General features: G+C 54.1%; 17 protein-coding genes. 11 read left to right on the top strand and 6 right to left on the bottom strand.

The genetic code is table 11. The annotated features are described in order from the left end of the window. Positions 1-50: 50 nt before the first annotated feature. The 3 genes from E1N14_RS13910 to lolE are packed head-to-tail and all read left to right on the top strand — an operon-like array spanning position 51 to position 3,248. The gene (locus E1N14_RS13910; protein ID WP_062793613.1) at positions 51-1,283 is read left to right on the top strand and encodes a lipoprotein-releasing ABC transporter permease subunit; all 1,233 of its coding nucleotides are present in this window, start codon (positions 51-53) and stop codon (positions 1,281-1,283) included. Further along, a complete protein-coding gene (gene lolD / locus E1N14_RS13905) occupies positions 1,276-1,992 on the top strand; it encodes a lipoprotein-releasing ABC transporter ATP-binding protein LolD (protein WP_025011027.1) in 717 nt (238 codons plus the stop codon). Before E1N14_RS13910 ends, lolD begins: the two co-directional genes overlap by 8 nt. Then, positions 1,989-3,248 (top strand): lipoprotein-releasing ABC transporter permease subunit LolE, encoded by a 1,260-nt coding sequence (gene lolE / locus E1N14_RS13900; RefSeq protein ID WP_025011026.1) that lies wholly within the window; start codon positions 1,989-1,991, stop codon positions 3,246-3,248. Before lolD ends, lolE begins: the two co-directional genes overlap by 4 nt. Before the next feature lie 155 nt (positions 3,249-3,403). Here lolE and E1N14_RS13895 read toward each other — a convergent pair whose 3' ends face one another. Then, entirely contained in the window at positions 3,404-3,910 is a 507-nt protein-coding gene (locus tag E1N14_RS13895) for a DUF2062 domain-containing protein (protein ID WP_025011025.1), read from the bottom strand. A gap of 29 nt (positions 3,911-3,939) precedes the next feature. Here E1N14_RS13895 and E1N14_RS13890 point away from each other — a divergent pair, with 29 nt between their 5' ends. The 5 genes from E1N14_RS13890 (at position 3,940) to E1N14_RS13870 (ending at position 10,380) form a co-directional block, all read left to right on the top strand. Then, the gene (locus tag E1N14_RS13890) at positions 3,940-6,339 is read left to right on the top strand and encodes a DNA internalization-related competence protein ComEC/Rec2 (protein WP_338126672.1); all 2,400 of its coding nucleotides are present in this window, start codon (positions 3,940-3,942) and stop codon (positions 6,337-6,339) included. 33 nt (positions 6,340-6,372) lie between these two features. After that, positions 6,373-8,172, top strand: coding sequence for a lipid A export permease/ATP-binding protein MsbA (msbA, locus tag E1N14_RS13885; RefSeq protein ID WP_025011024.1), 1,800 nt, complete (start codon positions 6,373-6,375; stop codon positions 8,170-8,172). Beyond that, complete coding sequence (lpxK, locus tag E1N14_RS13880; protein WP_028780480.1) at positions 8,173-9,201, top strand: tetraacyldisaccharide 4'-kinase; 1,029 nt, start codon at positions 8,173-8,175, stop codon at positions 9,199-9,201. Then, positions 9,191-9,370, top strand: a complete 180-nt coding sequence (locus tag E1N14_RS13875; protein ID WP_025011023.1) for a Trm112 family protein — start codon at positions 9,191-9,193, stop codon at positions 9,368-9,370. The genes lpxK and E1N14_RS13875 overlap by 11 nt, the downstream gene beginning before the upstream one ends. 284 nt (positions 9,371-9,654) lie before the next feature. Next, a complete protein-coding gene (locus E1N14_RS13870) occupies positions 9,655-10,380 on the top strand; it encodes a BUD32 family EKC/KEOPS complex subunit (RefSeq protein WP_025011022.1) in 726 nt (241 codons plus the stop codon). A 40-nt stretch (positions 10,381-10,420) separates the two neighbouring features. Here E1N14_RS13870 and E1N14_RS13865 read toward each other — a convergent pair whose 3' ends face one another. The 5 genes from E1N14_RS13865 to E1N14_RS13845 form a co-directional block, all read right to left on the bottom strand. Continuing rightward, positions 10,421-11,305, bottom strand: coding sequence for an MBL fold metallo-hydrolase (locus E1N14_RS13865; protein WP_037437209.1), 885 nt, complete (start codon positions 11,303-11,305; stop codon positions 10,421-10,423). Between the two features lie 109 nt (positions 11,306-11,414). Then, complete coding sequence (locus E1N14_RS13860; RefSeq protein ID WP_025011020.1) at positions 11,415-14,486, bottom strand: efflux RND transporter permease subunit; 3,072 nt, start codon at positions 14,484-14,486, stop codon at positions 11,415-11,417. Further along, positions 14,483-17,731 (bottom strand): efflux RND transporter permease subunit, encoded by a 3,249-nt coding sequence (locus tag E1N14_RS13855; protein WP_062793615.1) that lies wholly within the window; start codon positions 17,729-17,731, stop codon positions 14,483-14,485. Before E1N14_RS13855 ends, E1N14_RS13860 begins: the two co-directional genes overlap by 4 nt. Positions 17,732-17,752: 21 nt before the next feature. Further along, positions 17,753-18,808 (bottom strand): efflux RND transporter periplasmic adaptor subunit, encoded by a 1,056-nt coding sequence (locus E1N14_RS13850; RefSeq protein ID WP_025011019.1) that lies wholly within the window; start codon positions 18,806-18,808, stop codon positions 17,753-17,755. Positions 18,809-19,394: 586 nt separating this feature from the next. Beyond that, on the bottom strand, positions 19,395-20,681 hold the full coding sequence (locus tag E1N14_RS13845) for a citrate synthase (protein ID WP_025011018.1): 1,287 nt from the start codon (positions 20,679-20,681) through the stop codon (positions 19,395-19,397). 412 nt (positions 20,682-21,093) lie between these two features. On the opposite strand from E1N14_RS13845, the gene sdhC reads away from it, so the two are divergent. From sdhC to sdhA, 3 genes are read left to right on the top strand one after another with little or no spacing between them, the layout of a single operon-like run. Next, complete coding sequence (gene sdhC, locus E1N14_RS13840) at positions 21,094-21,489, top strand: succinate dehydrogenase cytochrome b556 subunit (RefSeq protein WP_025011017.1); 396 nt, start codon at positions 21,094-21,096, stop codon at positions 21,487-21,489. Next, positions 21,483-21,830, top strand: a complete 348-nt coding sequence (gene sdhD / locus E1N14_RS13835) for a succinate dehydrogenase, hydrophobic membrane anchor protein (protein ID WP_025011016.1) — start codon at positions 21,483-21,485, stop codon at positions 21,828-21,830. Before sdhC ends, sdhD begins: the two co-directional genes overlap by 7 nt. Then, positions 21,831-23,597 carry a succinate dehydrogenase flavoprotein subunit gene (gene sdhA, locus E1N14_RS13830; RefSeq protein WP_025011015.1) on the top strand — a complete coding sequence of 589 codons (1,767 nt, stop codon included), beginning with the start codon at positions 21,831-21,833 and terminating at the stop codon, positions 23,595-23,597. Positions 23,598-23,599 lie beyond the last annotated feature (2 nt).

Below are 23,599 nucleotides of genomic sequence, written 5' to 3'. Positions count from 1 at the left end.
CCACTTCATTGATTTAGCAAGCGCAGCGCACAGGACATGCTATCCCTCTCATGAATCCGGGACTCTCATTTTACATAGGTTATCGTTACTGGCGTGCCCGCAAGGCCAACGCTTTTGCTTCCTTTATTACCTTCTTCGCCGTCAGCGGGATTTTTCTCGGGGTGGCAGCATTGATTATTGTCAGCTCTGTGATGAACGGCCTGGAAGGCCAGCTCAAGACCCGAATCCTGGGGGCTATCCCACAACTGACGGTACATACAGACAACTCTTTTGACGACTGGCAGAGCTTTAAAGGCGATTTGCAACAATTGCCCGGCGTGCTTGGGCTGGCGCCTTCGGCGACCACCCAGGCGATGGCCCAGTCGGCCGACAATATCAGTGCGGTGCAGCTCTATGGCATCTACCCCGAGGCCGAAAAAAATCTCTCGGTTATAGCCAAACACGCCTATCTGGATGCCTTCGATTCGCTCAGCAGCGGCAGCTACCGGGTGTTGTTGGGCTCAGAGCTGGCTCGGCGGCTCAATGTTGCCACCGGAGACAAGCTGCGTCTGCTCAGCGGTGATGGTGTGGTGTACTCGCCGCTCGGGCCTGTTCCCAGCCAGCGAATTTTTGAAGTGGCGGGTATTTTTGAGATGGGTTCTCAGGTCGATGCCGGGGTGGCTTTTCTGCACTATGAAGATGCCCGCCGCTTGATGCGTCAGTCGCCAAAGCAAATTCAGGATCTCAGGCTGTTTCTGAGCGACCCCTTCAGCGCCCCGGCGCTGGCGCCCAAGGTTGAACATTTGTTCGAAGATAAGGGAGTTGAGGTGAGCGTCAGCGACTGGCGTGACAGTTATGGCCATCTGTTCGCCGCGGTGAAGATGGAAAAGAACATGATGTCTTTGATGTTAAGCCTGATTGTTGCAGTGGCAGCCTTCAATATCGTCTCGGCGTTGGTGATGATGGTGGTGGATAAAACTGCCGATGTCGCAGTGCTCAAGACCCAGGGGCTGGGCAGGCTGGATATCATGACCATTTTTATCTCCCAGGGCTCTCTCAATGCCCTGATAGGCCTGGCGCTGGGCTTGGGTGTTGGCATAGTGGCCACCCTCAACATCAATCCGCTGCTGTCGACCTTGGGGATCGCCGTATTGGGCGCCGGACAGAGGTTACCCGTGCAGCTGGAACCGCAGCAACTGGTGCTTATCGCCATCGGCACTCTGCTGATGACCCTGGCCGCCACCTTGTACCCGGCTATTCGGGCCGCCCGGGTAGAACCTGCGACTGCACTTAGATATGAATAAGAGAATCAATACCATGCAACAAGCCGCGCTCCTTGAAGCCAAAGCCGTCAGCAAGAGTTATCAGGAAGGTAAGCTCAGCACCAAGGTGCTGGAGCAGGTCGACCTCAAGGTGTATCCGGGGGAGCAGTTGGCGATTGTCGGCAGTTCGGGCTCGGGCAAGAGTACCTTGCTGCATATTCTTGGCACCTTGGATAGGCCTTCTGCCGGTCAGGTGTTGCTCGAAGGCGAGGATTTATACAAGGCCTCGGCTTCCCGCCAGGCACAGCTGCGCAATCAGGCGATGGGCTTTATCTATCAGTTCCATCATCTGTTACCCGAATTCAATGCCCTGGAAAACGTGGCCATGCCGGGGCTGATTGCCGGTCGACCCAAGGCGGAAGTGCGAGCGCAGGCCAGGGCCTTGCTCGAAAGAGTGGGGCTGGGACATAGATTGGATCATACCCCGGCGGAGCTTTCCGGTGGTGAGCGCCAGCGGGTGGCCATTGCCAGGGCCTTGATCAACGGCCCCAAAGTGGTACTTGCCGATGAACCTACGGGTAACCTGGATGCCCACAGCGGCGAGGCTGTCTATGAGCTTATCCGCGAGCTGGCCTCGCAACTGGGCACGGCTTTTGTGGTGGTAACCCATGATCATCAACTGGCGGCCAGGATGGATAGGCAGCTGCAGATGGTCGATGGTCGTTTGTCGGCGCCGGAGGCGGGCCAATGACGGCGCATCCCGCCTTGCTGCCCCTGGTCATCGGCTGGCGCTTTTACCGTGCCCGCCAGAGCAGCAGCTTTATCAGTTTTATCTCTTTTGCCTCCACCGCAGGTATCGCCCTCGGGGTTGCCGTGCTTATTCTGGTGCTGTCGGCGATGAACGGCTTTGAGCGCGAGCTGGAGCAGCGCCTGCTCGGGGTTGTGCCCCAGGGGGAGTTGAGCCAGGTCCGTGAACCTATTCATGACTGGCGTCAGATAGTGTCGGACGCCGAGCAAATCGACGGCATCAGCGCCGCCGCTCCGCTGGTACGTATGCAGGGGTTGGTGCAAAAGCCGGGCGGCTTTGTCGGCTTGTCTGTGGTGGGGGTTAACCCCGAGGCCGAAGCGCGGGTTTCGACCCTGAGTCAGTATCTGACACAGGAAAGCTGGCAGAGCCTTGAGGGCGACAGCAATCATATTGTGCTGGGCCAGGGGATGCTGGACAAACTGGGACTTAAGGTGGGTGAGCGCCTGACCCTCTATCTGCCTTCACCCCATGGCAAGGGCAGTGGTCAACTGGCGCAGGCCCGCAGTCATTCACTGTTGATAAGCGGCAGCTTTCGTCTCGGCGGCGAGCTTGAATACACCACGGCTTATGTGCCCATGGCCTATGCCCAGCGCCTGCTTGGGCTTGGAGACGAGGTGACCGGGGTGAGAATCAAGGTTGAGCGGGTATTTGAAGCGCCGCGGCTGATTCGCGAGCTGGGTTATGCCCAGAGCCAGACTTTGTATCTCAACGACTGGACCCGCACCCAGGGCCACCTCTACCAGGACATTCAGCTGGTGCGCACCGTCATGTATCTGGTGCTGGCATTGGTAATAGGTGTGGCCTGTTTCAACATAGTCTCCACCCTGGTAATGGCGGTGCGTGACAAGGCTTCGGAAATCGCCATCTTGATGACCATGGGACTTAAGCGCGGCGCCGTGATGCTGGTATTTATTGTCCAGGGTGCGCTCAATGGTGTGCTCGGCTGCGCCATAGGAGCTCTACTGGGGGTACTGCTGGCCAAGAATCTCTCGTCCATCGCCAAGGGGATTGAGCAGTTGACCGGGCATAAGTTGCTCTCGGGGGATATCTATTTTATCGATTTCTTGCCATCCAGGCTCGAGTTGGCAGACGTACTGGTCGTGGTGGCTATGGCGCTGCTGATGAGTCTGCTGGCTACCTTGTATCCGGCGTTCAGGGCCAGTCGAATCGCCCCGGCAACCGCCCTGGCCGGGCGCTGATAAGCGACAGGCACATCCTAAATAGCAAGAACCCGGCCATCGCCGGGTTCCTGGTTTTGGTTGGCTGAACATGCTTTGGGTTGCCAAGTTTGGTCAGCGCTAAGACTAGGTATCCCTGAATTGTGCCGCTCCAGTGATGTTACTGCCAGCAGCAATTACTTACGTCGTTTTTGCCACTGCAGATAGATGGAGTACTGCCAGGCACTCTTGATCACAAAATATCCCGTCAGGGCACTGACCACACCCAATACCAAACAACCGAGCAGGAAAGGTGGGCCTATGGTACTGATGGAAGATTCTATCCAGGCCCAACTGGCTTCGAAGGTAAACTGCTGCGGCGGGTGATTGAGCAGCTTGGCGCCTATCAAATAGGCCAGATAAAACATGGGCGGCATGGTCACAGGGTTGGTAATCCAAACCAAGGCGACCGACACCGGCAGATTGACGTGGAAGTAGATTGCCAGCGCGGCGGCCAACACCATTTGGAACGGCATCGGCATCCAGGCAACAAACAGGCCTATGGCGAAGGCGCCGGGGGCAGAGCGGCGATTCAGTGCCCAGAGGTTGGGTTTGTTCAGCAGGCTGCCGAAGATCTTGAGGTGTTTATGATTCCTCAGTTTCTCCGGATCGGGCATGAATCTCTGAATGATCTTTTTTGGCATAGGCTTGGATTGCTGTCTTAAATTACTCAATGATGAATCAATGCTTATCGGGCTTTTGCATCGCTGTACTCTCGGCCATGCTTTGGCCTTGGATACCGCCCTTATTCTCATTGCCAATTATTGCAGTGCTGCTGGTCTTGTGCCTCAGAGTCTTGAGCGGGAGCTGGGTTCCCAAGGGAAGTGCTTTGCTCTATGGTGCTTTGGGCGGCGTGCTGTGGGTCAGTGTTTACTGTCAGTTAGTTATTGATATTAAAAGCCTTACTGACTCATCATCCAGCTCTGAAACGTCTGTTACTCAGACACTGCGGGGCGAAATCATATCACTAGTTTCTGCAAACGGCGACTGGATCCGTATGGATATTCGGCCAATTGATGATAATTCTTCAACCCTGTTGGCACCCCTGGCCTCCATGTGGCGTTTGAGCTGGCAGGGGGATGCATTGCCGTCACCGCAATTGGGTGAGGTGTGGCAGTTTGAAGTTAAACCCAGAACCTTCGCCGCCGTGCTCAATCAGGGCGGCTTCAATCGTCAGCGCTATCTGCTCGGCGAGCGGATAGCCGCCAGAGGCCAGGTGATATCAGGTGAGCGGCTGTTGCCATCAACTGGGCTCAGGGCCCGATTGGTTACGGAATTAACTCCCGTATTGGCCGAAATCGACGGCGGCGATCTGCTGCTGGCGCTGACCTTGGGTGAGCGGTCACTCTTTTCCAAGGCGCGCTGGCAAGAGCTGCGTCAATCCGGCAATGCCCACCTGGTGGCGATTTCCGGTCTGCATCTTTCGGTTGTTGCCTTCTGGTGTTATCTGCTGAGTTTTGGAGTGCTCAAACGTTGGGCACCCACCTATGGGCGGCGCAATTTGGTGTTGGCATCTTTGGCTGCATTGCTGATGGCGCTCTTTTATGCCTACCTGGCAGGCTTTGCCATTGCCACCCAAAGAGCCTTGCTGATGCTGTTTTTGCTGGTGCTCTCTTCATTAATGATGCGCTATGCCTCGGCCTGGGATCGGCTGCTGTGGGCGCTGTCCTGTGTGCTCTTGATTGACCCCTTGGCCAGTCTCAGCGGCGGCTTTTGGTTGTCATTCTCGGCACTGGCGTTAATTTTGCTGAGCCTTAATCATCAAGTTCATAATCCTAACGCTCTGGAGCAGGAGCAAGTGCTGACCCACTGGCCAGCCAAACTCAAGCGCTGGGCCTTGGCATTTTGGGCGATACAGTGGCGCCTTTGTCTGGGGCTGTCGTTACTGCAGGCGGTACTCTTTGGCGCCGTGACAGTTCACAGCCTGTGGCTCAACTTGCTGCTGGTGCCTTGGTTCAGTTTACTGGTGATCCCTCTGGCGTTGCTGGCACTGCTGCTGTGGTCGATTTTTTCCGCTCTCGGCATGGATGCAGTGGCACTCATGCCTTGGCAATTGGCGTCTCTCAGTCTCTGGCCGGTGCAAAAATTATGGCAGTTCAATAGTCAGCTTCCCGGCGGCTGGCTCATGTTGCCGCAGGCTCTCAGCGCCGCGGCGCTGTTGCTATTCCCGGCATGGCTTTGTTGGCGTTTACTGCCCAAGGGCCGGGGAGTGGCCATGCTGCTGATATTACCCTTTGTACTGCAGCTCGGGCTATGGCTTGGACTGCTCAAACCCAAGGGCTGGCAGCTGCATATGTTGGATGTGGGGCAGGGGCTGGCTGTGGTGGTACAAAAGGGGCCTAATGCATTGCTCTATGATACAGGTGCGGCTTTTGACGAGCGTTTCAGTTACGCAGAGCGGGTGATAGTGCCTTTCCTTGGCGCCAAAGGCGTGACCAAGCTCGATTTCCTTATTGTCAGCCATGGCGATAATGACCACGCCGGTGGTACCCAAGTGCTGATGCAGGCCTTTGACAAGGCAGGGTTGATAACCGATGTCCCTGAGCTCAAGAGCAGTCATCCAAAGCGTTGGCACAGGGGCTGCCGTCCGGGGATGTTCGAGTGGCAAGGGATAGATCTGAACTTTCTCGGCCCCGAGCAGCCAGAGCCAGGCAACAACGGTTCCTGCGTGCTGCAACTCTTCGATGGACATCATAGGGTACTGTTACCGGGGGACATAGAGCTGGCCGCCGAGGTTGCCTTATTGCACAAAAAAGGGTCACTTGAGAGCGATGTTTTACTGGCGCCCCATCATGGCAGCCGCACTTCATCTCACCCTGAGTTTATCGGTGCTGTGGCGCCGAAATGGGTGTTGTTTGCTGCCGGATATGGCAATCGTTGGGGGTTTCCCAAAGAGGAGATACGTTTGAGATATCACGCCTTTGGGGCCCAAGCCTTGATTTCCGGCGAGCTGGGGCAGGTGAGTATCCACTTTGATAGCCAAGGTTATACAGTGCACAGTTACCGCGAGGATCTGGCGCCATTTTGGTATAACCGCTTGTTTGGGTTTGGTATGGCAGGGAATCCAGAGTAGAATGGCGACTTTGTCATAAATATAGTTTCGCTGATGAGCACATCTCAACAACGTGAAGTCTGGACGGTTTTCAGACGTTTGCTGTCCTACCTCAAGCCTCTCAAAGGGGTATTTATCATCTCGATTCTGGCGTTGATCACCTATGGGGTTGTGGACGCTACTTTTATCGCTTTTGTGAAACCTTTTATTGATGAAGGGTTTGCCAATAATTCGGTCGTTGCCAGCGTGGAGCTGGGCACCTCCAAAGGGTTTAATGCCAGCTCGGATGTATTGACCATGGCCCCCTTCGTGGTAGTGGGGCTGTTTAGTCTTAGGGGATTGGCCAACTTTGTCTCTACCTATGGCATCTCTTATATCAGTGCCAAGCTTATTCAGGATATGCGTCAGCAGGTGTTTGAACACATACTGTCGCTGCCTGTCAGCTATATGGACAAGGAAAACACGGGTTCCTTGATCTCCAAAGTAACCTTTGACACAGAGCAAATTGCCAGAGCCTCCGGCAGCGCGCTGATCACTCTGGTGAGAGACAGTGTCACTGTCATCGGCATGCTGGGGTTGATGTTCTATTACTCCTGGAAGCTGTCGCTTTGCATTCTGATCATTGGTCCTTTCATCGGGGTGGTGATTGCCGTTGTCAGTCGCCGCTTCCGTAAGGTATCGCGGCAGATCCAGGGCGCCATGGGGTCAGTGACTGCAGTGACTGAGCAGATGATCAAGGGCCACAAGAACGTGTTGTCTTTCGGCGGTCAGAAGACTGAGGCCGAGCGTTTTGCCAAGGTCAACGATCAAAACCGCTATCAGAACATGAAGTTGGCAGCGGCCCAGGCCATCAGCCAACCGCTTATTATGATCATAGGTTCCTTTGCATTGGCCTTTGTACTCTATGCTGCGAGCTTTGACAGCCTGAAGGATGAACTGACCGCGGGTACCTTTGCCACTATCCTGGGTGCCATGCTGGCCATGCTGCAGCCCATCAAGAACCTCACCCGGGTTAACGCCGAGTTTCAACGCGGTATTGCTGCCTGTACCACAGTGTTTGAGTTGCTGGATACTCCGGGGGAGTCCGATAGCGGCACTCACACAGTAGAGCGGGTTGAGGGTAATCTGCGTTTCGATAACGTCAGCTTTGGTTATCCGGGGCAGGAGCGTCTGGCGCTTGAGAATATCGACTTTGAAGTGCGTCAGGGGCAGACTCTGGCGCTGGTGGGTCGCTCAGGCTCGGGTAAGTCGACCATCGCCAGTCTGGTGACCCGTTTTTACGCTGGACTGAAACAGGGGGAGATTACCCTGGATGATGTCAGTATTTACGACTATTCACTCAAGTGTCTGCGTAGCCAGGTCGCGTTGGTGTCGCAGCAGGTCACTCTTTTCAACGACACCATAGCCAATAATATCGCCTATGCCTATCCAGGCGAGGCGACCCGCGAACAGATAGAAAACGCCGCCAAATTGGCCTATGCGATGGAGTTTATCGAAACCTTGCCCCAAGGACTGGATACCGAGATAGGTGAAAACGGCGTGATGTTGTCCGGTGGTCAACGCCAGCGGATCGCCATTGCCAGAGCCATCCTCAGGGATGCCCCTGTGTTGATCCTCGATGAAGCGACCTCGGCACTGGATACCGAATCAGAGAAGGCGATTCAAAAGGGGCTGGATAACCTGCGCCGCAATCGTACCTCGATAGTTATTGCCCACAGACTGTCGACCATTGAAAGTGCCGATCAGATTTTGGTGGTCGATCAGGGCAAGATCCTCGAGCGCGGCACGCATCAGAGCCTGCTGGAAAAGGATGGGACGTACGCCAAGTTGTACCAGATGCAATTCGGAGGTTAAGTGGAAGCTCTGCTTAACCGTATCTGGTATCAGAAGCATTGGGGAAGGTGGTTGCTTTGGCCGCTTTCCTGGTTGTTTGCCTTGCTCAGTGGCCTGAGACGCCTGGGGTTTAAACTTGGGCTCAAGGCCTCGCAAGCTTTGCCCGTACCCGTGATCATTGTCGGCAACATTACCGTCGGCGGCAGTGGCAAGACGCCTACCGTTATCTATCTGATTGAGTTGCTCAGGCACTATGGTTACCACCCAGGGGTAATAAGCCGTGGTTATGGCAGTGGTCAAACCGAGCCGAGACTGGTGCCCCAAGGCGCCAATCCAACGGATTTTGGTGATGAGCCGGCGATGATAGTGGCCCGCACTCAAGTGCCTATGGCTGTGGGAGTGGATCGTATAGCCACCGCCGAGTTGCTGCTGGCGTCCGCTGATGTGGATATTATTATCAGCGATGATGGTTTGCAGCATTATCGACTGGCGCGGGATATTGAAGTGGTGGTGCTCGATGCCAGCCGCCGCTTGGGTAATGGCATGTTATTGCCTGCAGGTCCCTTGAGAGAGGGGGAATGGCGCTTGGAGAGTGCCGATTTCGTTATTCACAACGGTGAAGCCAGCGATACTGTCAGAGAGTTTGGTATGCAGCTCATTCCCGGTGCAGTACTGAGTGTCGCAGGGGAAAACCAGACTCAGGCCCCCACAGCGCCTATGGCGGTAAAAGCCATGGCTGGTATCGGTAATCCGGAACGTTTTTTTGAAACTCTCTCTCAGATGGGGTTCAAGCTCGAAGCTCAAGAGGTCTTTGCCGATCATCAGGCCTACAGTCTGGAGGCCTTGGCGCCACTTGGCGATGAACTGCCGCTGCTGATGACAGAAAAAGATGCGATCAAGTGTCGCGAATTTGCAAAACAACACTGGTGGTATTTGGCCGTCAATGCCAAGCTATCACCCCAATTCGATGCCCAATTGCTGACTCGGGTGCGAGAGGCAATGGCAAGCAAACAAAAGGCAAACCAAAAAGGACAGTCTGATGGCGTTTGATAAGAAACTATTGGAAATCGTAGCCTGCCCCATATGTAAAGGCAGACTGGAGTATGACAAGCAGGCACAGCAACTTATCTGTAAGGCAGATAGGCTGGCTTATCCTATCAATGATGGGATCCCTGTGCTGCTGGCTGACAAGGCCGAGCCTTGGCAGGAAAAGCAATAACAGCCCCTGTCCGATCCCCCCAATCCGCAACAGCGGATTGGGGTCTACATTTCTACTTCCCTCCCTGGCATCGTCTCCCTCTTTTGTATTAGTTGTTGTGTTTGGAAATTGTTAATTTCATTCATCAATTGTTTTTATCATTAAGCCTCTGTGGTATTAGTCTCTGAAAATGCGTTAAATAGCAGGGTTTTAGCCTAAGTGAATTTGCTTTAATCGCCATTCCCTAAGATACTAATAAGAATTTTCTGTGAACCACCACCAATTCTTGGAAGGGAGTCCTGTCCATGGAGCAACCTAAATTCAATCAATATGTTCTGCGGGTGCTGGAAGCTCATCCCGGGGAGCGTATTTGCTCGTTTGAATATGAGGGTAAAAAATACTGGCTCAAACAGGCAGAGACTCTTCAGGGGGCCATGCGGGTGTTGAAACCCAATCCTCAACTGGCGCTGGAAAAAGAGAAACAGACTCTGGAACATCTGGCCAGCCGCTCAGCTCCTGTGCCGCGCATTGTTCAGTCCGATAAGGGCTACTTTGTCGTGGAAGATGCTGGTGTGACAGTCAAAGACTGGTTGGCACTCAAATCGGAGGATCAGCAAGGCATGCAGCAGATCCTCAATGACAGCGCCGCTGCTCTGGCGGGTTTGCACAGTATGGGCTTGGCCCACGGCCGTCCGGCACTCAGGGATATCAGTTGGCAACAGGGACAGGTGACCTTTATCGATTTTGAAGCCAATCAAAAGGGTAAAGACATGCTGATGCAGCAGATAAGGGATCTGCTGGTGTACATTCACAGCTTATACCGCTACATGGGGCCGGCCAACGAAGCGATTGCCCAAGCGATAGCCAGTTATCGCCAAGCCGGTGGTGAAGCTATCTGGCATGAGACCAGAAGTTTCCTGGTCAGTTGGCAGTGGCTCTATCTGTTGCTGAGGCCGTTTCGCGATATAGGCGGCCGTGACCTCAAGCCCATCTATTGGGTGTTGTGGCATTTTCGCAATATTCCTGCCTGAACCTTGCCGAGTCAATATACGCCTACAACTGAGAGGGCCGTTATTCCTCGGTTAATCCCTGATACAGGGTTTTAACCCAGCGCTCCTTTGGGATGAACTGCCAGCCCCATTCCCGCCATGCTTGGGGTAGTTCTGTGGCCTGCATCTGCTCGAGAGTCATGCCGCGCTGCTTCCCCTCTTTCATCCAATTGATGCAGTCATCCAGCATATGTTTGAACCTCAGGAGATCGGCCTTGTTGGCCAGTTCACCATGACCTGGAATAACCAAGGTATCCTGTTCTATGAGTTCAAGCACGGCCGCGACATTGTCTCTGTAGCCGATGACTGAGCCGCCGTGGTCGAGATCGATAAAGGGAAATCTGTCTTTAAAGAAGAGATCGCCCATATGTACCAGTTTGCGATCCTGCCACAGCACCAGGGTGTCACCATCCGTATGCCCTGGGCCCAGATGAATAAGTTCCAACACCTGGTTGTTGAAGTGAATTTTCAGTCCCTTGTCATAGGTGATAACAGGTAGCGCCTTCTTTTGGGGTTCCTTCTCACTCAACCGCTTGAGCACATTCTCGTGGGCAAGAATGTTGGCGTTTTGGCCAAAGTACAGATTGCCCCCGGTATGATCGCCGTGAAAATGGGTATTGATGACAAAAGCCGGATGGCCCGGCTTGAGACCCTGTAATGCCGCAGAAATCTTCTCTGCCAGCGGCGCAAACTGGTCATCTATGATAAGCAGTCCATCCTCCCCGGCGCTGACACCTATGTTGCCGCCGGCGCCGGTCAACATATAGCGACCTGACAGCAGTTCATGAGTGGTTATCTTGACCTCGGCATAGGGATTCTCGGCATAGGAATTATTTTCCGCCGCGGCAGCCAAGCTGACAAATGTAAACAGCACGAGTGATGTAAAGCGTTTACGCAAAAATGGCATGGGAACTCCAAATAGTTGAGTGCTGGGATAAAGCTAGTTCGCTATTGATGTCCGGGAAATAAAAAAGCTGCAATGGCAGCTTTTTTATCTGTTCAGCGGTGTTTTGGGCTCAGGTCCAGGGCAGCAGGCGCTGACTGAGTTTGAGCGATTGCCCGAGCCTGATGGCCGCATTATGACGCAGGCGGAAGAAGGCCTGGTAACACAGGGGCACCAAATAGAGACTGGTCAGGGTGGAGAAACTCAAGCCGCCTATGATGGCAATCGCCATAGGTGAGTATGGCGGGCCACCGCCGCCTATCTGAGTGTCTCCCAGCGCCAGAGGAAGCAGGCCCAGAACTGTGGTCCCAACCGTCATCAATACCGGCCGCAAGCGGGTGACACAGACAGAGGCTATGACCTCGGACAACTGCTCCAGTGGCGGCGTCATCTGATTGATTTGATCCACCAGCACTATGCCGTTGTTGACCACTATCCCCATCAGGATCAGTATGCCTATCATGGCCATCACGGACATAGGCGTGCCGCTCAGCCACAGGGCCCAGAATACCCCTGTGATGGAGAAGAGTATGCTGGTAATGATGGCGCTCGGCAGCAGCAGCGACTCAAACAAAGCCGCCATCACTATATAGATCATGGCAATCGCCAACACCATGTTGATCAGCATGACTGACTCTTCCTCGTCCTGACGTTGAAAGCCGCCTCTGAGTGAGTAGTCATAACCATGGGGGAAGTTGACATGCTTGAGCGCCGCCATGATCTGTTTCTGCGCCTCTTCCATACTGAGATCTTCAAGGTTAGCGCCTATGGATAGTGCCGTCTGGCGATCATAGTGACGAATGACATCGAATCTGGGGACAATTTCCACCTTGGCCAGACTCTCGAGCGAATAGACCTTGTTGTCCTGTCGCACTATGGGCAATTGTTTTAGCCGCTCCAGCGACTGACGCCAGTCGCGTTCAAAGGCCAGTTCGATTCTGAGCTCACCACTGGGATCGTGGCGAAATGAACGCAGTGCCGCGCCCCGCAGTGCCAGGGAGATACTGCCGGCAATATCCTTGATGCTCAGCCCCAGGCGGGCGGCCAGCTCTCTGTCTATCTGTACTATCACCTCCTGCTGGGCACCGTTGAGCTCAGAGCGCACATCATGCAGGCCCTCTATGTTGGAGAGCAAAGGGATCACCTGTTCACTGAGGCGAATAAGCTCTGAGGTGGAGCGTCCGGTCAGTGTGACTCTGACGCCGGACTCATCGCTGCCCCAGCCAAACTGAGGCTTGGCAATGGAGAACTTGGGAAATCCTTCGCGGATCCGCTTTTTCAGCTCGGCGACATCTTCTTCCAGATCCGGCTTCAGCAGTATGGTGGAAGAGGCATCCTCGGGAGAGTAATAGCTGTAGACGGCATCTATGTGGAACTCTTCCTTATGGGCATAGAGGTAGTCCTCCATCTGGCTGACCATGGCCTCGGTGACCGCCAGGCTATGACGTCCTTCCAACTGGTAGTTGATGTAGAAGCGCTCCTTGCTTTGGCTGTCCTGACTGTCCTGTTTCACCAACGACAGCGGCAGGGCGGTTGACAGTAACATCAGCAGTGCCAGGCAAGTAGCGGTTTTCGGGTGCTGCAGTATCCAGTTGAGACTGGTGTGGTAAGACTTCTGCAGCCGCGACTCTTTCTCGACCCGCTCAAACCTGAGTTGCAGTTTTGACAGCATCAAGGGGATCAGTGTCTTGGCCACCAACAGCGAGGCTGCCAGCGAAATACAGATGGCGATGGCAACATGTTCGAGGAAGATGGTCAGCTCCACTTTGACCCCGAAAATATTCGGCAGGAACACTATCGCCGTGGTCAGGGTGCCGGCCAGCACCGCCAGCGCCACCTTGTCGACCCCGTTGAGGATTGCCCGATCGCCATTGTCGTTGGGGCTGTCATCTGTATTGTGACCGGCAGCGCCATGTTGCTGCTCCTGCAACACACTCTCTGTGACCACCACGGCATTATCAATCAGCATACCTATTGCCAGCAGCAGCCCCATCATAGAGAGGATATTGAGGCTGTAGCCGAGAAAGTACATGCCGGCCAATGTCATACAGATGGAGATGGGCACGGAGGAAACCACCACCAGGGTCATGCGCAGGTTGCGCAGGAACAGGTACAGCACGGCAAAGGAGAGCAGGGCGCCCAGCAGGCCGGACATTAATAAGTCCTTGAGTGACGATTTCACTCCATGGGCCTGATCTTCCATGATAAACAGCTTGATCCCCTGAAATTGCTTATCCTCTCTGGCAGCCTCAATCACCTTTAGCACCCTGGCAGAAACTTCCACCAGATTGGCGCCGGATTCCTTGAACACATCCAGGCCGACGGCATATTTCTTATCAAGATGGCGGCCCTCGGTGGCTTCAGGCAGGGCGAAATTGACTTCGCTGATATCGCCCAGGGTCAAACCCGGCAGCAATACCAGCGCCTTGATCTCTTCGAGATTACGGAACTCGCCCTTGGGAGACACCTGATAGACCCGGCCGTTGTCCCTCAGGTTGCCGCCGCTTATCACAAAGTTTTCTGCCGCCAGACGTTTGTGAATGGCGGGAACACTCATGCCACTGGCGGCCAGGCGCTGGGCATCGAGACGTATCTCTATCTGTTTTTGCTCCACGCCATAGAGAGTGACCTTGGAGACACCTTCCACCCGCTCCAGTGGCCGTTTGAGCTGTTTTTCCAGTAGATCGAAGGCGCCGGAGAGTTCCCGCTCACTGGATATCCTGATATTCAGCATAGGCATGTCGGCAGTGGAGAACTGCATGATAAACACCCGCTCCACATCGGTTGGCAGCAGATGGCGCACCGCATCCACCTTTTCCCGCGCTTCCAGGCTGCGGGCGGCGACGTTTTCACCCCACTTCATTCTCACTTCTATCTCGCTGCCATCCTGGCTGGAACGTGAGCGCAGCTCATCGAGTCCACCCATGGTGGCGAGTGACTCTTCCAGGACATTGGTGATGTCGCGTTCCACTTCCGCCGGAGAGGAGCCTTTGTAAGGCACCTGGATAAAGATCCGCGGTATCTCTATTCCGGGGAACATCTCCAGCGGCAGCAAGCGGCTGGCGGCCAGACCAAAGAGCAGAATGGCCACAAAGAACATGCTGGTGGTCACCGGGCGCTTGAGTGCCAGTTTGGTCAGATTCATGCGCCTTCTCCCATGGTGGCCGGCTCGGCGTACTGTTTGCGGTCGAACAGGGCATAGAGCACAGGAATAACCACCAGAGTCAGCAGAGTCGACAGGCTGAGGCCGAAAATGACAGTGATCGCCATGGGGGCGCGTACTTCACTGCCGTCCCCCAAGCCTATGGCCATGGGCAGCAGCCCCAGATTGGTGGTCAGTGTGGTCATCAGTATGGGTCTTAAACGCGATGCTGCCGCTTGCTTGATGGCGTCGAGACGTTGTTTGCCGCTTTGCCTGAGCTGATTGATCCTGTCTACCAATACTATGGCGTTATTGACCACTATCCCGGCGAGCATGATAAGGCCGATAAAGACGATGACAGACAACTGGGTGCCTGTTATCGCCAGGCCGTAGATACTGCCGCTCAGTGCCATGGGTACAGCCATCAGGATAAGCAAGGGGTGCAGCAATGACTCAAACTGACTGGCCATCACCAGATAAACCAGGAATACCGCCAAGATCAGCGCTATCTTCAGCGATTGGAACGAATGCTCCATCTCTTCATTCTGACCGCCGAATCGGCTCTGCACCGAGGCGGGTAGTGTCAGTTGGCTGAGAATGCGCTTGGCACTGGCCACTGCCTGATTGAGATCGCCATAGGCCAGATTGGCCGACACTATGGCTACCCGCTGCTGGCTGATGCGATTGATTGCCGAAGGTCCCAGAGTCAACGAGACATCGGCCACGGCGCTCAAGGGGATGGGCTGGGGGCTGGATGGGTTGATCAGCATGGCATCGATATCGCTTATCTGATTGCGTTCATCCAACTCGCTGCGCACTAGAATATCTATCTTGCGCTCCCTGAGAGTGTATTTGCTGGCTACGGTACCGCCAACCCGCTGAGCTATGCTGGTGGCCACGGTTGGTGCATCGAGGCCAAGGGCGGCCATTCTGGCGTGATCAAAACGGATACTCAGCTCCGGCTGACCGTCACGCAGGCTGCTGCTGACATCGACAAAGCGGGGATCGCCCTCCAGCGCCTTAACCAGTGAAGCGGCCGAGGTTTTCAACTGTTCCAATTCATAGCCGGACAACTCTATCTCCAGCGGAGTCTTGAAGCTGAACAGCTCGGGATATTGGATCTGCGCTTCCAGCTCGGGAATAGTGCGCAAAGTGCTGCGCAGTTTGGCGGCAACTTGGTCAAACGCGCGGTGATCGGCCAGCACCACCTGCAGACGCCCCCAGTTTTCGCCGCCACGCCGGGTATCCGAGGTCATGAGACCACCGCTGCCGGCCTGGCTGTATGCGTGTTTCACTTCCTCTCTGTCCTTGATGGCCAGCGCCAGACGCTGCAATACGGCATCGGTTTGGCTCACCTCACTGCCGGGAGGCAGCAGGATTTCCACATAGAATTCGCCTTGATTCATCGGTGGGATCAGCTCCATTCCCAGGCGGCTCATCAAGACGCCAGAGATGGCGGTGACCGCAATGGCCAGCGCCAGAGTGATGCCACGGAACTTGAGCGCCAGGTTCAGCAGCGGCCGATAGCCATCGGCCAGCCAGCCGTAGCAAAGGTTAAACAGTCTGGACAGCGGCTTCATCACCAGGGATACCAGCCACACCAGCAGCCGGGTGACGATTAACACCAGCGTCAGCAGCAATCTTGGCAGATAGCTGAGCAGCAACAGGAAAGGGAAGGTAAACACAGTGGCGCTGTAATGCTTGAGCTTGCCAAGCTTACCCGCCGGAGGCTGCGGTTTGTCACGCTTGACCAGTTCCGGCAACATTGTGAAGCCTTCGCGGGAAGCCAGCATAGGAATCGAGGTGAGGGCAACCAGCAAAGAGGCCAGCAGGGCGAAAGTAACGGTCAGGGCCTGATCGGCAAACAGGGCTCCGGCAATGCCGTCGACAAATACCAAGGGCACAAATACCGCCAGCGTGGTCAGGGTAGAGGCAAAAATCGCCCCGGCCACCTCTTTGGTTCCTGTGATGGCGGCCTGACGGCGATCCATCCCCTGGGCCTTGCACCTGTCGATGTTTTCCAGCACCACGATGGCGTTATCCACCAACAACCCCACCGCCAGCGCGATACCACCGAGCGACATGATGTTAAGACTGATATCGGCAAAATACATCATGTTAAAGGTGGCTATCACAGAGAAGGGGATAGAGATGGAGATGATCAGGGTAGGGATGATGTCTCGAAGGAACAGGTAGATCACCAGCATCGCCAACAGACTGCCGATAAGGGCTGATGAAGTCACTTCACTGACGGCGCTTTCGATAAACTCCGACTGATCGTAAATTATCTCAGGCACTGGCGTGGCGCTGTCTTTGGCCTCGGAGCGCATCTGTTGCAACTGGCTCTTAAGCTTATTGGCTACGGCTACCGTATTGGCATCGCCCTCCTTATAGATGGCGAGCTCAATGGACTCCTTGCCGCCGATGCGGGTAATATCGCTGCGCTCTTTAAAGGCATCTGTGACCTCTGCTATTTCGCCAAGACGTACCAGGGTATTGCCCTCTTGGTAGACAATCACATTGGCCAGCTCATCGAGGGAGTGAAACTGGTTAACGGTGCGCACCAGATATTCGCGGTCGCCCTGGATCACCTTACCGGCAGAAAGGTTGACGTTTTCTTCACTGATGCGATTGCGAATAGCTTCACTGCTGAGATCCAGCTGCGCCAGTTTCTCTTGATTGAGCAGAATATGCACTTCCTGCTCCAGCCCGCCGGAAAGGCGCACGGCAGCGACTCCGGAAAGTGACTCGAGATCCCGCTTAAGCTCCTCTTCGGCATAAGTCCGCAGGCGCTTGAGCTCGGCTTCCGTGGCCTTGGGGGCCGGCAGTGCCAGGCGCATGATGGGATCGAGATTGGGATTAAAGCGCAGCAACAAAGGCTTTTTCACATCCAGCGGCAGCTCTATGGTGTCGAGTTTTTCCCGCACATCGAGACTGGCCATATCCATCTCTGTGCCCCATTCAAATTCGAGCACCACATCGGACATACCGGAGCGGGAAATCGAACTTATCTGCCTCAGCCCTTTAACAATACCGACCGCTTCCTCGATAGGTTTGGAGATAAGCTGCTCCACCTCCACGGGTGCCGCGCCCTCGTATAGGGTGCGTATGGTGAGTGTGGGGTAGCTCAAGTCAGGCAACAGCTTTACCGCCAGACGGGAGAAACCCACCATGCCGAACAGGATAACGGCCAGCATAAACATCCAGACGGTCACCGGACGCTTGACCGAAGTGGTAATAATAGACATAAGAGGTGGTCCTTGTGACAGTTAGTTGGCCTTGGCCAGATCCAGCGGAGCTATCACTTCCACCAATGATTGATCCTTGAGATTGTGTTGACCGCGAACCACCACCTGTTCACCAGGACTTATGCCCTCGGTGATTTCCACTTTATCGTCCTGGCGGTAACCCAGTTTGACCTCGCGGCGCTGCGCCTTGCCCTCTTTGATAACATAGAGCGCCTTGCGATCATCTTGATTGATGACGGCGTTATAGGGCACCACTATCACATTATCGTGGGTGTCGTATCTGAGTTCGACCCGGGTAAACATCCCGGCCTTGAGACTGGCATCCTGATTGGGGATCGAAAGGGTTACCTTGAAAGTACCGCTGGTAGCTTCCACCACAGGGCTTATTCTGAGTACCTTGGCCGCCACTTGCTGCTGGCGGGAACTGATGACTTCGGCTTCCTGGCCTATGCGCAAACTGCTCAGTTGCTGCTCCGGCAGATTGACTATGCCGTAGAGCTCATCCTGATTGACCAGGTAGAACAGCTCTTCAAACTCCTTGGCCATATTGCCCTGTTTGACAAAACGTTTGGCGACGACGCCATCTATGGGAGAGCGGATTTGGCTTTCTTCCACCTGCAGTTTGGCCAAGTCCCGACGCGCCTTGGCGGCTTGCAGGTTGAATTCCAGTTTGGCCATGGCATCGGCACTGACAAACTCTCGGTTATTCATTTTCTTCAGCCGGTTGAGCTCCTGCTCGATGATTTGCACCTCGGCTTCGGCCTTATCCAGCTCATAACGTTGGCGACGGGAGTCTATCACCGCCAACAACTGTCCCTTGTTGACTCTGTCACCTTCCTCGACTTGCAGAGCTTCTATCAGCCCGGCAATACGGCTGACCACATGGGCTTCTTGTGGCGCTTCCAGTGTGGCTGTGGTGGCGTAGAAGGAGGAAACCTGGCCTTGAGTGACTATGCTGGTCTCGACCGGAATGGCAAAGGCTTGTTGTTCTTCTTCCTGCTGCTGTTCGCTGCAGCCGCTGGCCAGAGACCCAAGCAGCAAAACAGTGCTCAGGGTGTAGGTGAGGTTACGCTTCATGTGAAAGTCCTTATCTTGATCTTTGTTGCGATAAAGCAAAACCAATGCCAATTTTAAATTTCATTTTAAAACAAAGGTTAATAATATTTTAGTGTCTACCTTATTGAGGTGTTTGATGCCGATGTAGCAAAAAAGTTTATTTTGTGATGATTTTTACCAATGCTGCTCAGTATAGCGTCTGCGCAAGCGGCTGAGCTGAGACCAGGGAAGTGACCGCACTGCGCTGAGCTGATGGTGTAATACAGTTCACGGCAAGCGAGGGAATCACTCATTCGCTAAAGGCGGCGCTATTGAGGCTTGGTAACATGAAGCGGGCACTAAGGGTTGGTGACATTAAGAGTTAGTGGCATTAAGAGTTGTACTGGATGCGGCTTTAGCGGGTGAACCGGCTTTTGAGAGGTGAGACAACAGCAAGTGAGCTTAAGAGATAGTGGGTTAGGCGAGGGCCAATTTGCAGAACAAAGTTAGCAGCCGGTTATCGAAAGTGAAGCCTGGCTGGTTTCCCCTTGATCACGCGACATGCTTGAACACAAAAAAGGCGCCCAAGGCGCCTTTTTTCAATGAGTTAGACTTAGCGTTGTCAGACTCAGCGTTTGTCCAGTTCCACGAAGTCGCGGGATGTGGCACCTGTGTAGAGCTGACGTGGACGGCTGATCTTGTGACCAGGCTGATCCAGCATCTCTTTCCAGTGAGCAATCCAGCCAACGGTGCGGGCCAGGGCAAAGATAACGGTAAACATGGAGGTTGGAATACCAATCGCCTTCATGATGATACCTGAGTAGAAGTCGACGTTTGGATAGAGCTTCTTGGAGATGAAGTACTCATCTTCCAGTGCGATACGCTCAAGTTCCATGGCGACATCCAGCAGAGGGTCGTTAACCTTGAGTTCAGCCAGCACTTCGTGACAGGTTTCACGCATCACTTTGGCGCGTGGGTCAAAGTTCTTGTAAACCCTGTGACCGAAGCCCATCAGACGGAAAGGATCATCCTTGTCTTTGGCGCGTTCGATAAACTCAGGGATGCGATCCACAGTGCCGATTTCTTCCAGCATACGCAGACAAGCTTCGTTGGCACCACCATGGGCAGGTCCCCACAGCGAAGCGATACCGGCAGCGATACAGGCAAATGGGTTGGCACCCGAAGAGCCCGCCAGACGCACGGTAGAGGTTGAAGCGTTCTGTTCATGGTCGGCGTGCAGGATAAAGATGCGATCCATGGCACGTTCAACTATCGGGTTCACCTTGTACTCTTCACAAGGTACCGCGAACATCATCGACAGGAAGTTACCGGCATAGCTCAGATCGTTGCGTGGGTACACGAACGGCTGACCTATGGAGTACTTGTAGCACATGGCGGCAATGGTCGGCATCTTGGAAACCAGGCGGAAGGCTGCAATTTCACGATGACGGGCATCGTTGACATCCAGAGAGTCCTGATAGAAAGAAGACAGGGCGCCTGTTACGCCACAAAGCATGGCCATTGGGTGAGCGTCACGACGGAAGCCTCTGAAGAAGAAGGCCAACTGCTCATGCACCATAGTGTGAGTTTTAACTGTGTAGGCAAACTTCTCATACTCTGCCTTGGTTGGCAGCTCGCCGTACAACAGCAGGTAACAGAGATCCAGATAGTCGGATTCTGTCGCCAGTTGATCTATCGGATAGCCACGGTGCAACAATACGCCCTGTGCGCCATCGATATAGGTAATTGCAGATTCACAGGAGGCCGTCGCGAGAAATCCTGGATCAAAGGTAAAGTAGCCTTTACTGCCGAGTTTACTGATGTCGATTACGTCGAAACCAGCAGTTCCTTGTTTCACTGGCAGTTCAATCGAGTCGTTCCCTGGTAATTCCAATTTGGCTTTTAAATCAGCCATACCCCGTTCTCCTTACTTCATTCTTATGTGAGTGCGGCATGTCAAACGGCCATTACTTTACAGCCAATCTAGATCACATTTCAATTTAAATAAGCGTTTAAATTCGTTAGACCATGGTATAGGTAAGACCAATTTCCCTGATAACACCAGCACTTATCCTGAAAAAAGCTCAAAAAAACAAAATTTGGATAATGTGATGTTTGTATTTGACATTTACGGCGAGTATACTTGCTCCGGCTCGCAAGAGCTGCAAACGGCGGGCTTGGTTAGCATATCACTAATTAACTAATTTTGTGTGTTGTCAACAAGTTAGCTTTTTGTTTCAACTTTCTTTTGTGAAACCCTTCTCTGTGACTTCAGTCACGGAACTGTGTAAGAGCAAAATCGGTTCACATAACAAAAAAAATGCTCAATGGAGCTGAGTGAGCAGAACGTGAAAAAGCAAAGACCTGTCCATTTAGATCTGCAGACCATTCGCTTCCCGGCGACTGCAATTGTGTCCATTCTGCACCGGGTTTCCGGTGTCATCATGCTGTTCGCTGTTGGTATACTCCTGTGGTTGCTGAATGCCTCGCTGGCATCGGCCGAGAGTTTCCAAGGCGTACAATCTCTGTTAGACAACTTCGTGGTGAAGTTTATCCTGTGGGGCATTCTGACCGCACTGGCTTACCACTTGCTGGGCGGCTTGCGTCACCTGGTAATGGATACCGGTCGTTGGGAAGAGTTACCTTCGGGTAAAGCATCGGCCAAGGCAGTATTTGTCCTGACCGCAGTGTTTTCTGTATTAGCGGGGATCTGGGTATGGTAACCAATGCAGCGAGTTTTGGACGCAGTGGTGTTCATGACTTCATCCTATTACGCGCAAGCGCCGTTATTCTGGCCGTTTACACTATATTCCTGGTCGGATTCGCAGCTTGCAGTTCACCTCTCACCTACGACGTCTGGCATGGGCTGTTTGCTTCACTGCCGATGAAGGTCTTTACTCTGTTGGCGCTGATTGCGCTGCTGATCCACGCCTGGATCGGTATCTGGCAGGTACTGACAGACTACGTCAAAAACGTAGCACTGCGTGGGGTTTTACAGTTTGTCTTTGTCGTGACCGCCTTTGCTTATCTGGCGTCAGGCATAGTAATAGTGTGGGGTGTTTAAGTGGCTATTCCAGTACGCGAGTTTGACGCTGTCGTGATTGGTGCCGGTGGTGCCGGCATGCGCGCAGCACTGCAGATTTCCCAAGAAGGCAAGAGCTGTGCGCTCCTGTCCAAGGTTTTTCCTACACGTTCTCACACGGTTTCGGCTCAGGGCGGGATCACTGTTGCTCTGGGTAATGCCCACGAGGACAACTGGGAACACCACATGTACGACACGGTAAAAGGTTCCGACTTCATCGGCGACCAGGATGCCATCGAGTACATGTGTCAGACCGGCCCCGAAGCGGTTATCGAGCTGGAGCAGATGGGTCTACCATTCTCACGCTTTGAAAACGGCACTATTTATCAGCGTCCTTTCGGCGGTCAATCCAAGAATTTCGGTGGTGAGCAGGCGGCCCGTACCGCGGCTGCAGCTGACCGTACCGGCCACGCTCTGCTGCACTGCTTGTACCAGCAGAACGTTAAGAACAAGACTCAGGTATTTTCCGAGTGGTATGCCCTGGATCTGGTTAAAAACGAAGACGGTGCCATCGTAGGTTGTACTGCAATCGAAATTGAAACCGGTGAAATCGTTTACTTCAAAGCCAAGGCCACTGTATTGGCTACCGGCGGTGCCGGTCGTATCTTTGCCTCTACCACCAATGCTCACATCAACACAGGTGATGGCGTTGGTATGGCTGCCCGTGCCGGGGTTCAGCTGCAGGACATGGAAATGTGGCAGTTCCACCCAACCGGGATTGCCGGTGCAGGTGTTCTGGTGACTGAAGGTTGTCGTGGTGAGGGCGGTTATCTGCTCAATAAGGACGGCGAACGCTTCATGGAGCGCTATGCGCCCAACGCCAAAGACCTGGCATCCCGCGACGTGGTTGCCCGCTCCATGATGACAGAAATTCGTGAAGGCCGCGGTTGTGAAGGTCCTATGGGCCCACACCTGAAGCTGAAACTGGACCATCTGGGCAAAGAAACCCTGGAAGCGCGTCTGCCTGGCGTATGCGAACTGTCCCGTACCTTTGCTCACATAGATCCCGCCGATGGCCCAATTCCGGTTATCCCGACCTGTCACTATATGATGGGTGGTCTGCCAACCAAGGTATCCGGTCAGGTGATCCATAAGAACGCCGATGGTACTGAAGAAGATATCACGGGCCTGTTCGCCGTGGGCGAAATCGCCTGCGTATCGGTTCACGGTGCCAACCGTCTGGGTGGTAACTCACTGCTCGACTTGGTGGTGTTCGGTCGTGCGGCCGGTCAGCATCTGGGTAAAGCGCTGGATGAAACGGCAGATCCCAAGGCTGCGACCGAAGCCGACATACAGAAGTCTCTCGAGCGCCTGAATCGTTGGGAAAGCAATAAAGACGGTGAAGATCCAGCGGTTATCCGTAAAGATCTGCAGATGTGCATGCAGCTGAACTTCTCGGTGTTCCGTAGCGGTGATGCCATGGCCGAAGGCCTGAAAGAATTGCAGAAAATTCGTGAGCGTCTGGCCAATGCCAAGCTGTCTGACAATTCCAAAGAGTTCAACACTCAGCGTATCGAGTGTCTGGAACTGGATAACCTGATGGCGACAGCAATCGCTTCTGCTTACGCAGCCAACTTCCGTACCGAGAGCCGTGGTGCTCACAGCCGTGAAGACTTCCCTGAGCGTGATGACGCCAACTGGCTGTGCCACAGCCTGTTTGACCCTGTCAACGAAACCATGTCCACCCGTGAAGTGAACATGGCGCCCAAGACACGTGAAGCCTTCCCGCCTAAGAAGCGTACCTACTAAGG

It is taken from the genome of Shewanella algae, assembly GCF_009183365.2.
GTDB classification, from domain to species: domain Bacteria; phylum Pseudomonadota; class Gammaproteobacteria; order Enterobacterales; family Shewanellaceae; genus Shewanella; species Shewanella algae.
This window is presented reverse-complemented; position numbering and strand designations above follow the sequence as displayed.

Bases quoted from the DNA above. Each gene is read 5' to 3' on its own strand.
- E1N14_RS13910 (WP_062793613.1), top strand. From the start codon at position 51: ATGAATCCGGGACTCTCATTTTACATAGGTTATCGTTACTGGCGTGCC.
- lolD (WP_025011027.1), top strand. From the start codon at position 1,276: ATGAATAAGAGAATCAATACCATGCAACAAGCCGCGCTCCTTGAAGCC.
- lolE (WP_025011026.1), top strand. From the start codon at position 1,989: ATGACGGCGCATCCCGCCTTGCTGCCCCTGGTCATCGGCTGGCGCTTT.
- E1N14_RS13895 (WP_025011025.1), bottom strand. From the start codon at position 3,910: ATGCCAAAAAAGATCATTCAGAGATTCATGCCCGATCCGGAGAAACTG.
- E1N14_RS13890 (WP_338126672.1), top strand. From the start codon at position 3,940: ATGATGAATCAATGCTTATCGGGCTTTTGCATCGCTGTACTCTCGGCC.
- msbA (WP_025011024.1), top strand. From the start codon at position 6,373: ATGAGCACATCTCAACAACGTGAAGTCTGGACGGTTTTCAGACGTTTG.
- E1N14_RS13875 (WP_025011023.1), top strand. From the start codon at position 9,191: ATGGCGTTTGATAAGAAACTATTGGAAATCGTAGCCTGCCCCATATGT.
- E1N14_RS13870 (WP_025011022.1), top strand. From the start codon at position 9,655: ATGGAGCAACCTAAATTCAATCAATATGTTCTGCGGGTGCTGGAAGCT.
- E1N14_RS13865 (WP_037437209.1), bottom strand. From the start codon at position 11,305: ATGCCATTTTTGCGTAAACGCTTTACATCACTCGTGCTGTTTACATTT.
- E1N14_RS13860 (WP_025011020.1), bottom strand. From the start codon at position 14,486: ATGAATCTGACCAAACTGGCACTCAAGCGCCCGGTGACCACCAGCATG.
- E1N14_RS13855 (WP_062793615.1), bottom strand. From the start codon at position 17,731: ATGTCTATTATTACCACTTCGGTCAAGCGTCCGGTGACCGTCTGGATG.
- E1N14_RS13850 (WP_025011019.1), bottom strand. From the start codon at position 18,808: ATGAAGCGTAACCTCACCTACACCCTGAGCACTGTTTTGCTGCTTGGG.
- E1N14_RS13845 (WP_025011018.1), bottom strand. From the start codon at position 20,681: ATGGCTGATTTAAAAGCCAAATTGGAATTACCAGGGAACGACTCGATT.
- sdhC (WP_025011017.1), top strand. From the start codon at position 21,094: ATGGAGCTGAGTGAGCAGAACGTGAAAAAGCAAAGACCTGTCCATTTA.
- sdhD (WP_025011016.1), top strand. From the start codon at position 21,483: ATGGTAACCAATGCAGCGAGTTTTGGACGCAGTGGTGTTCATGACTTC.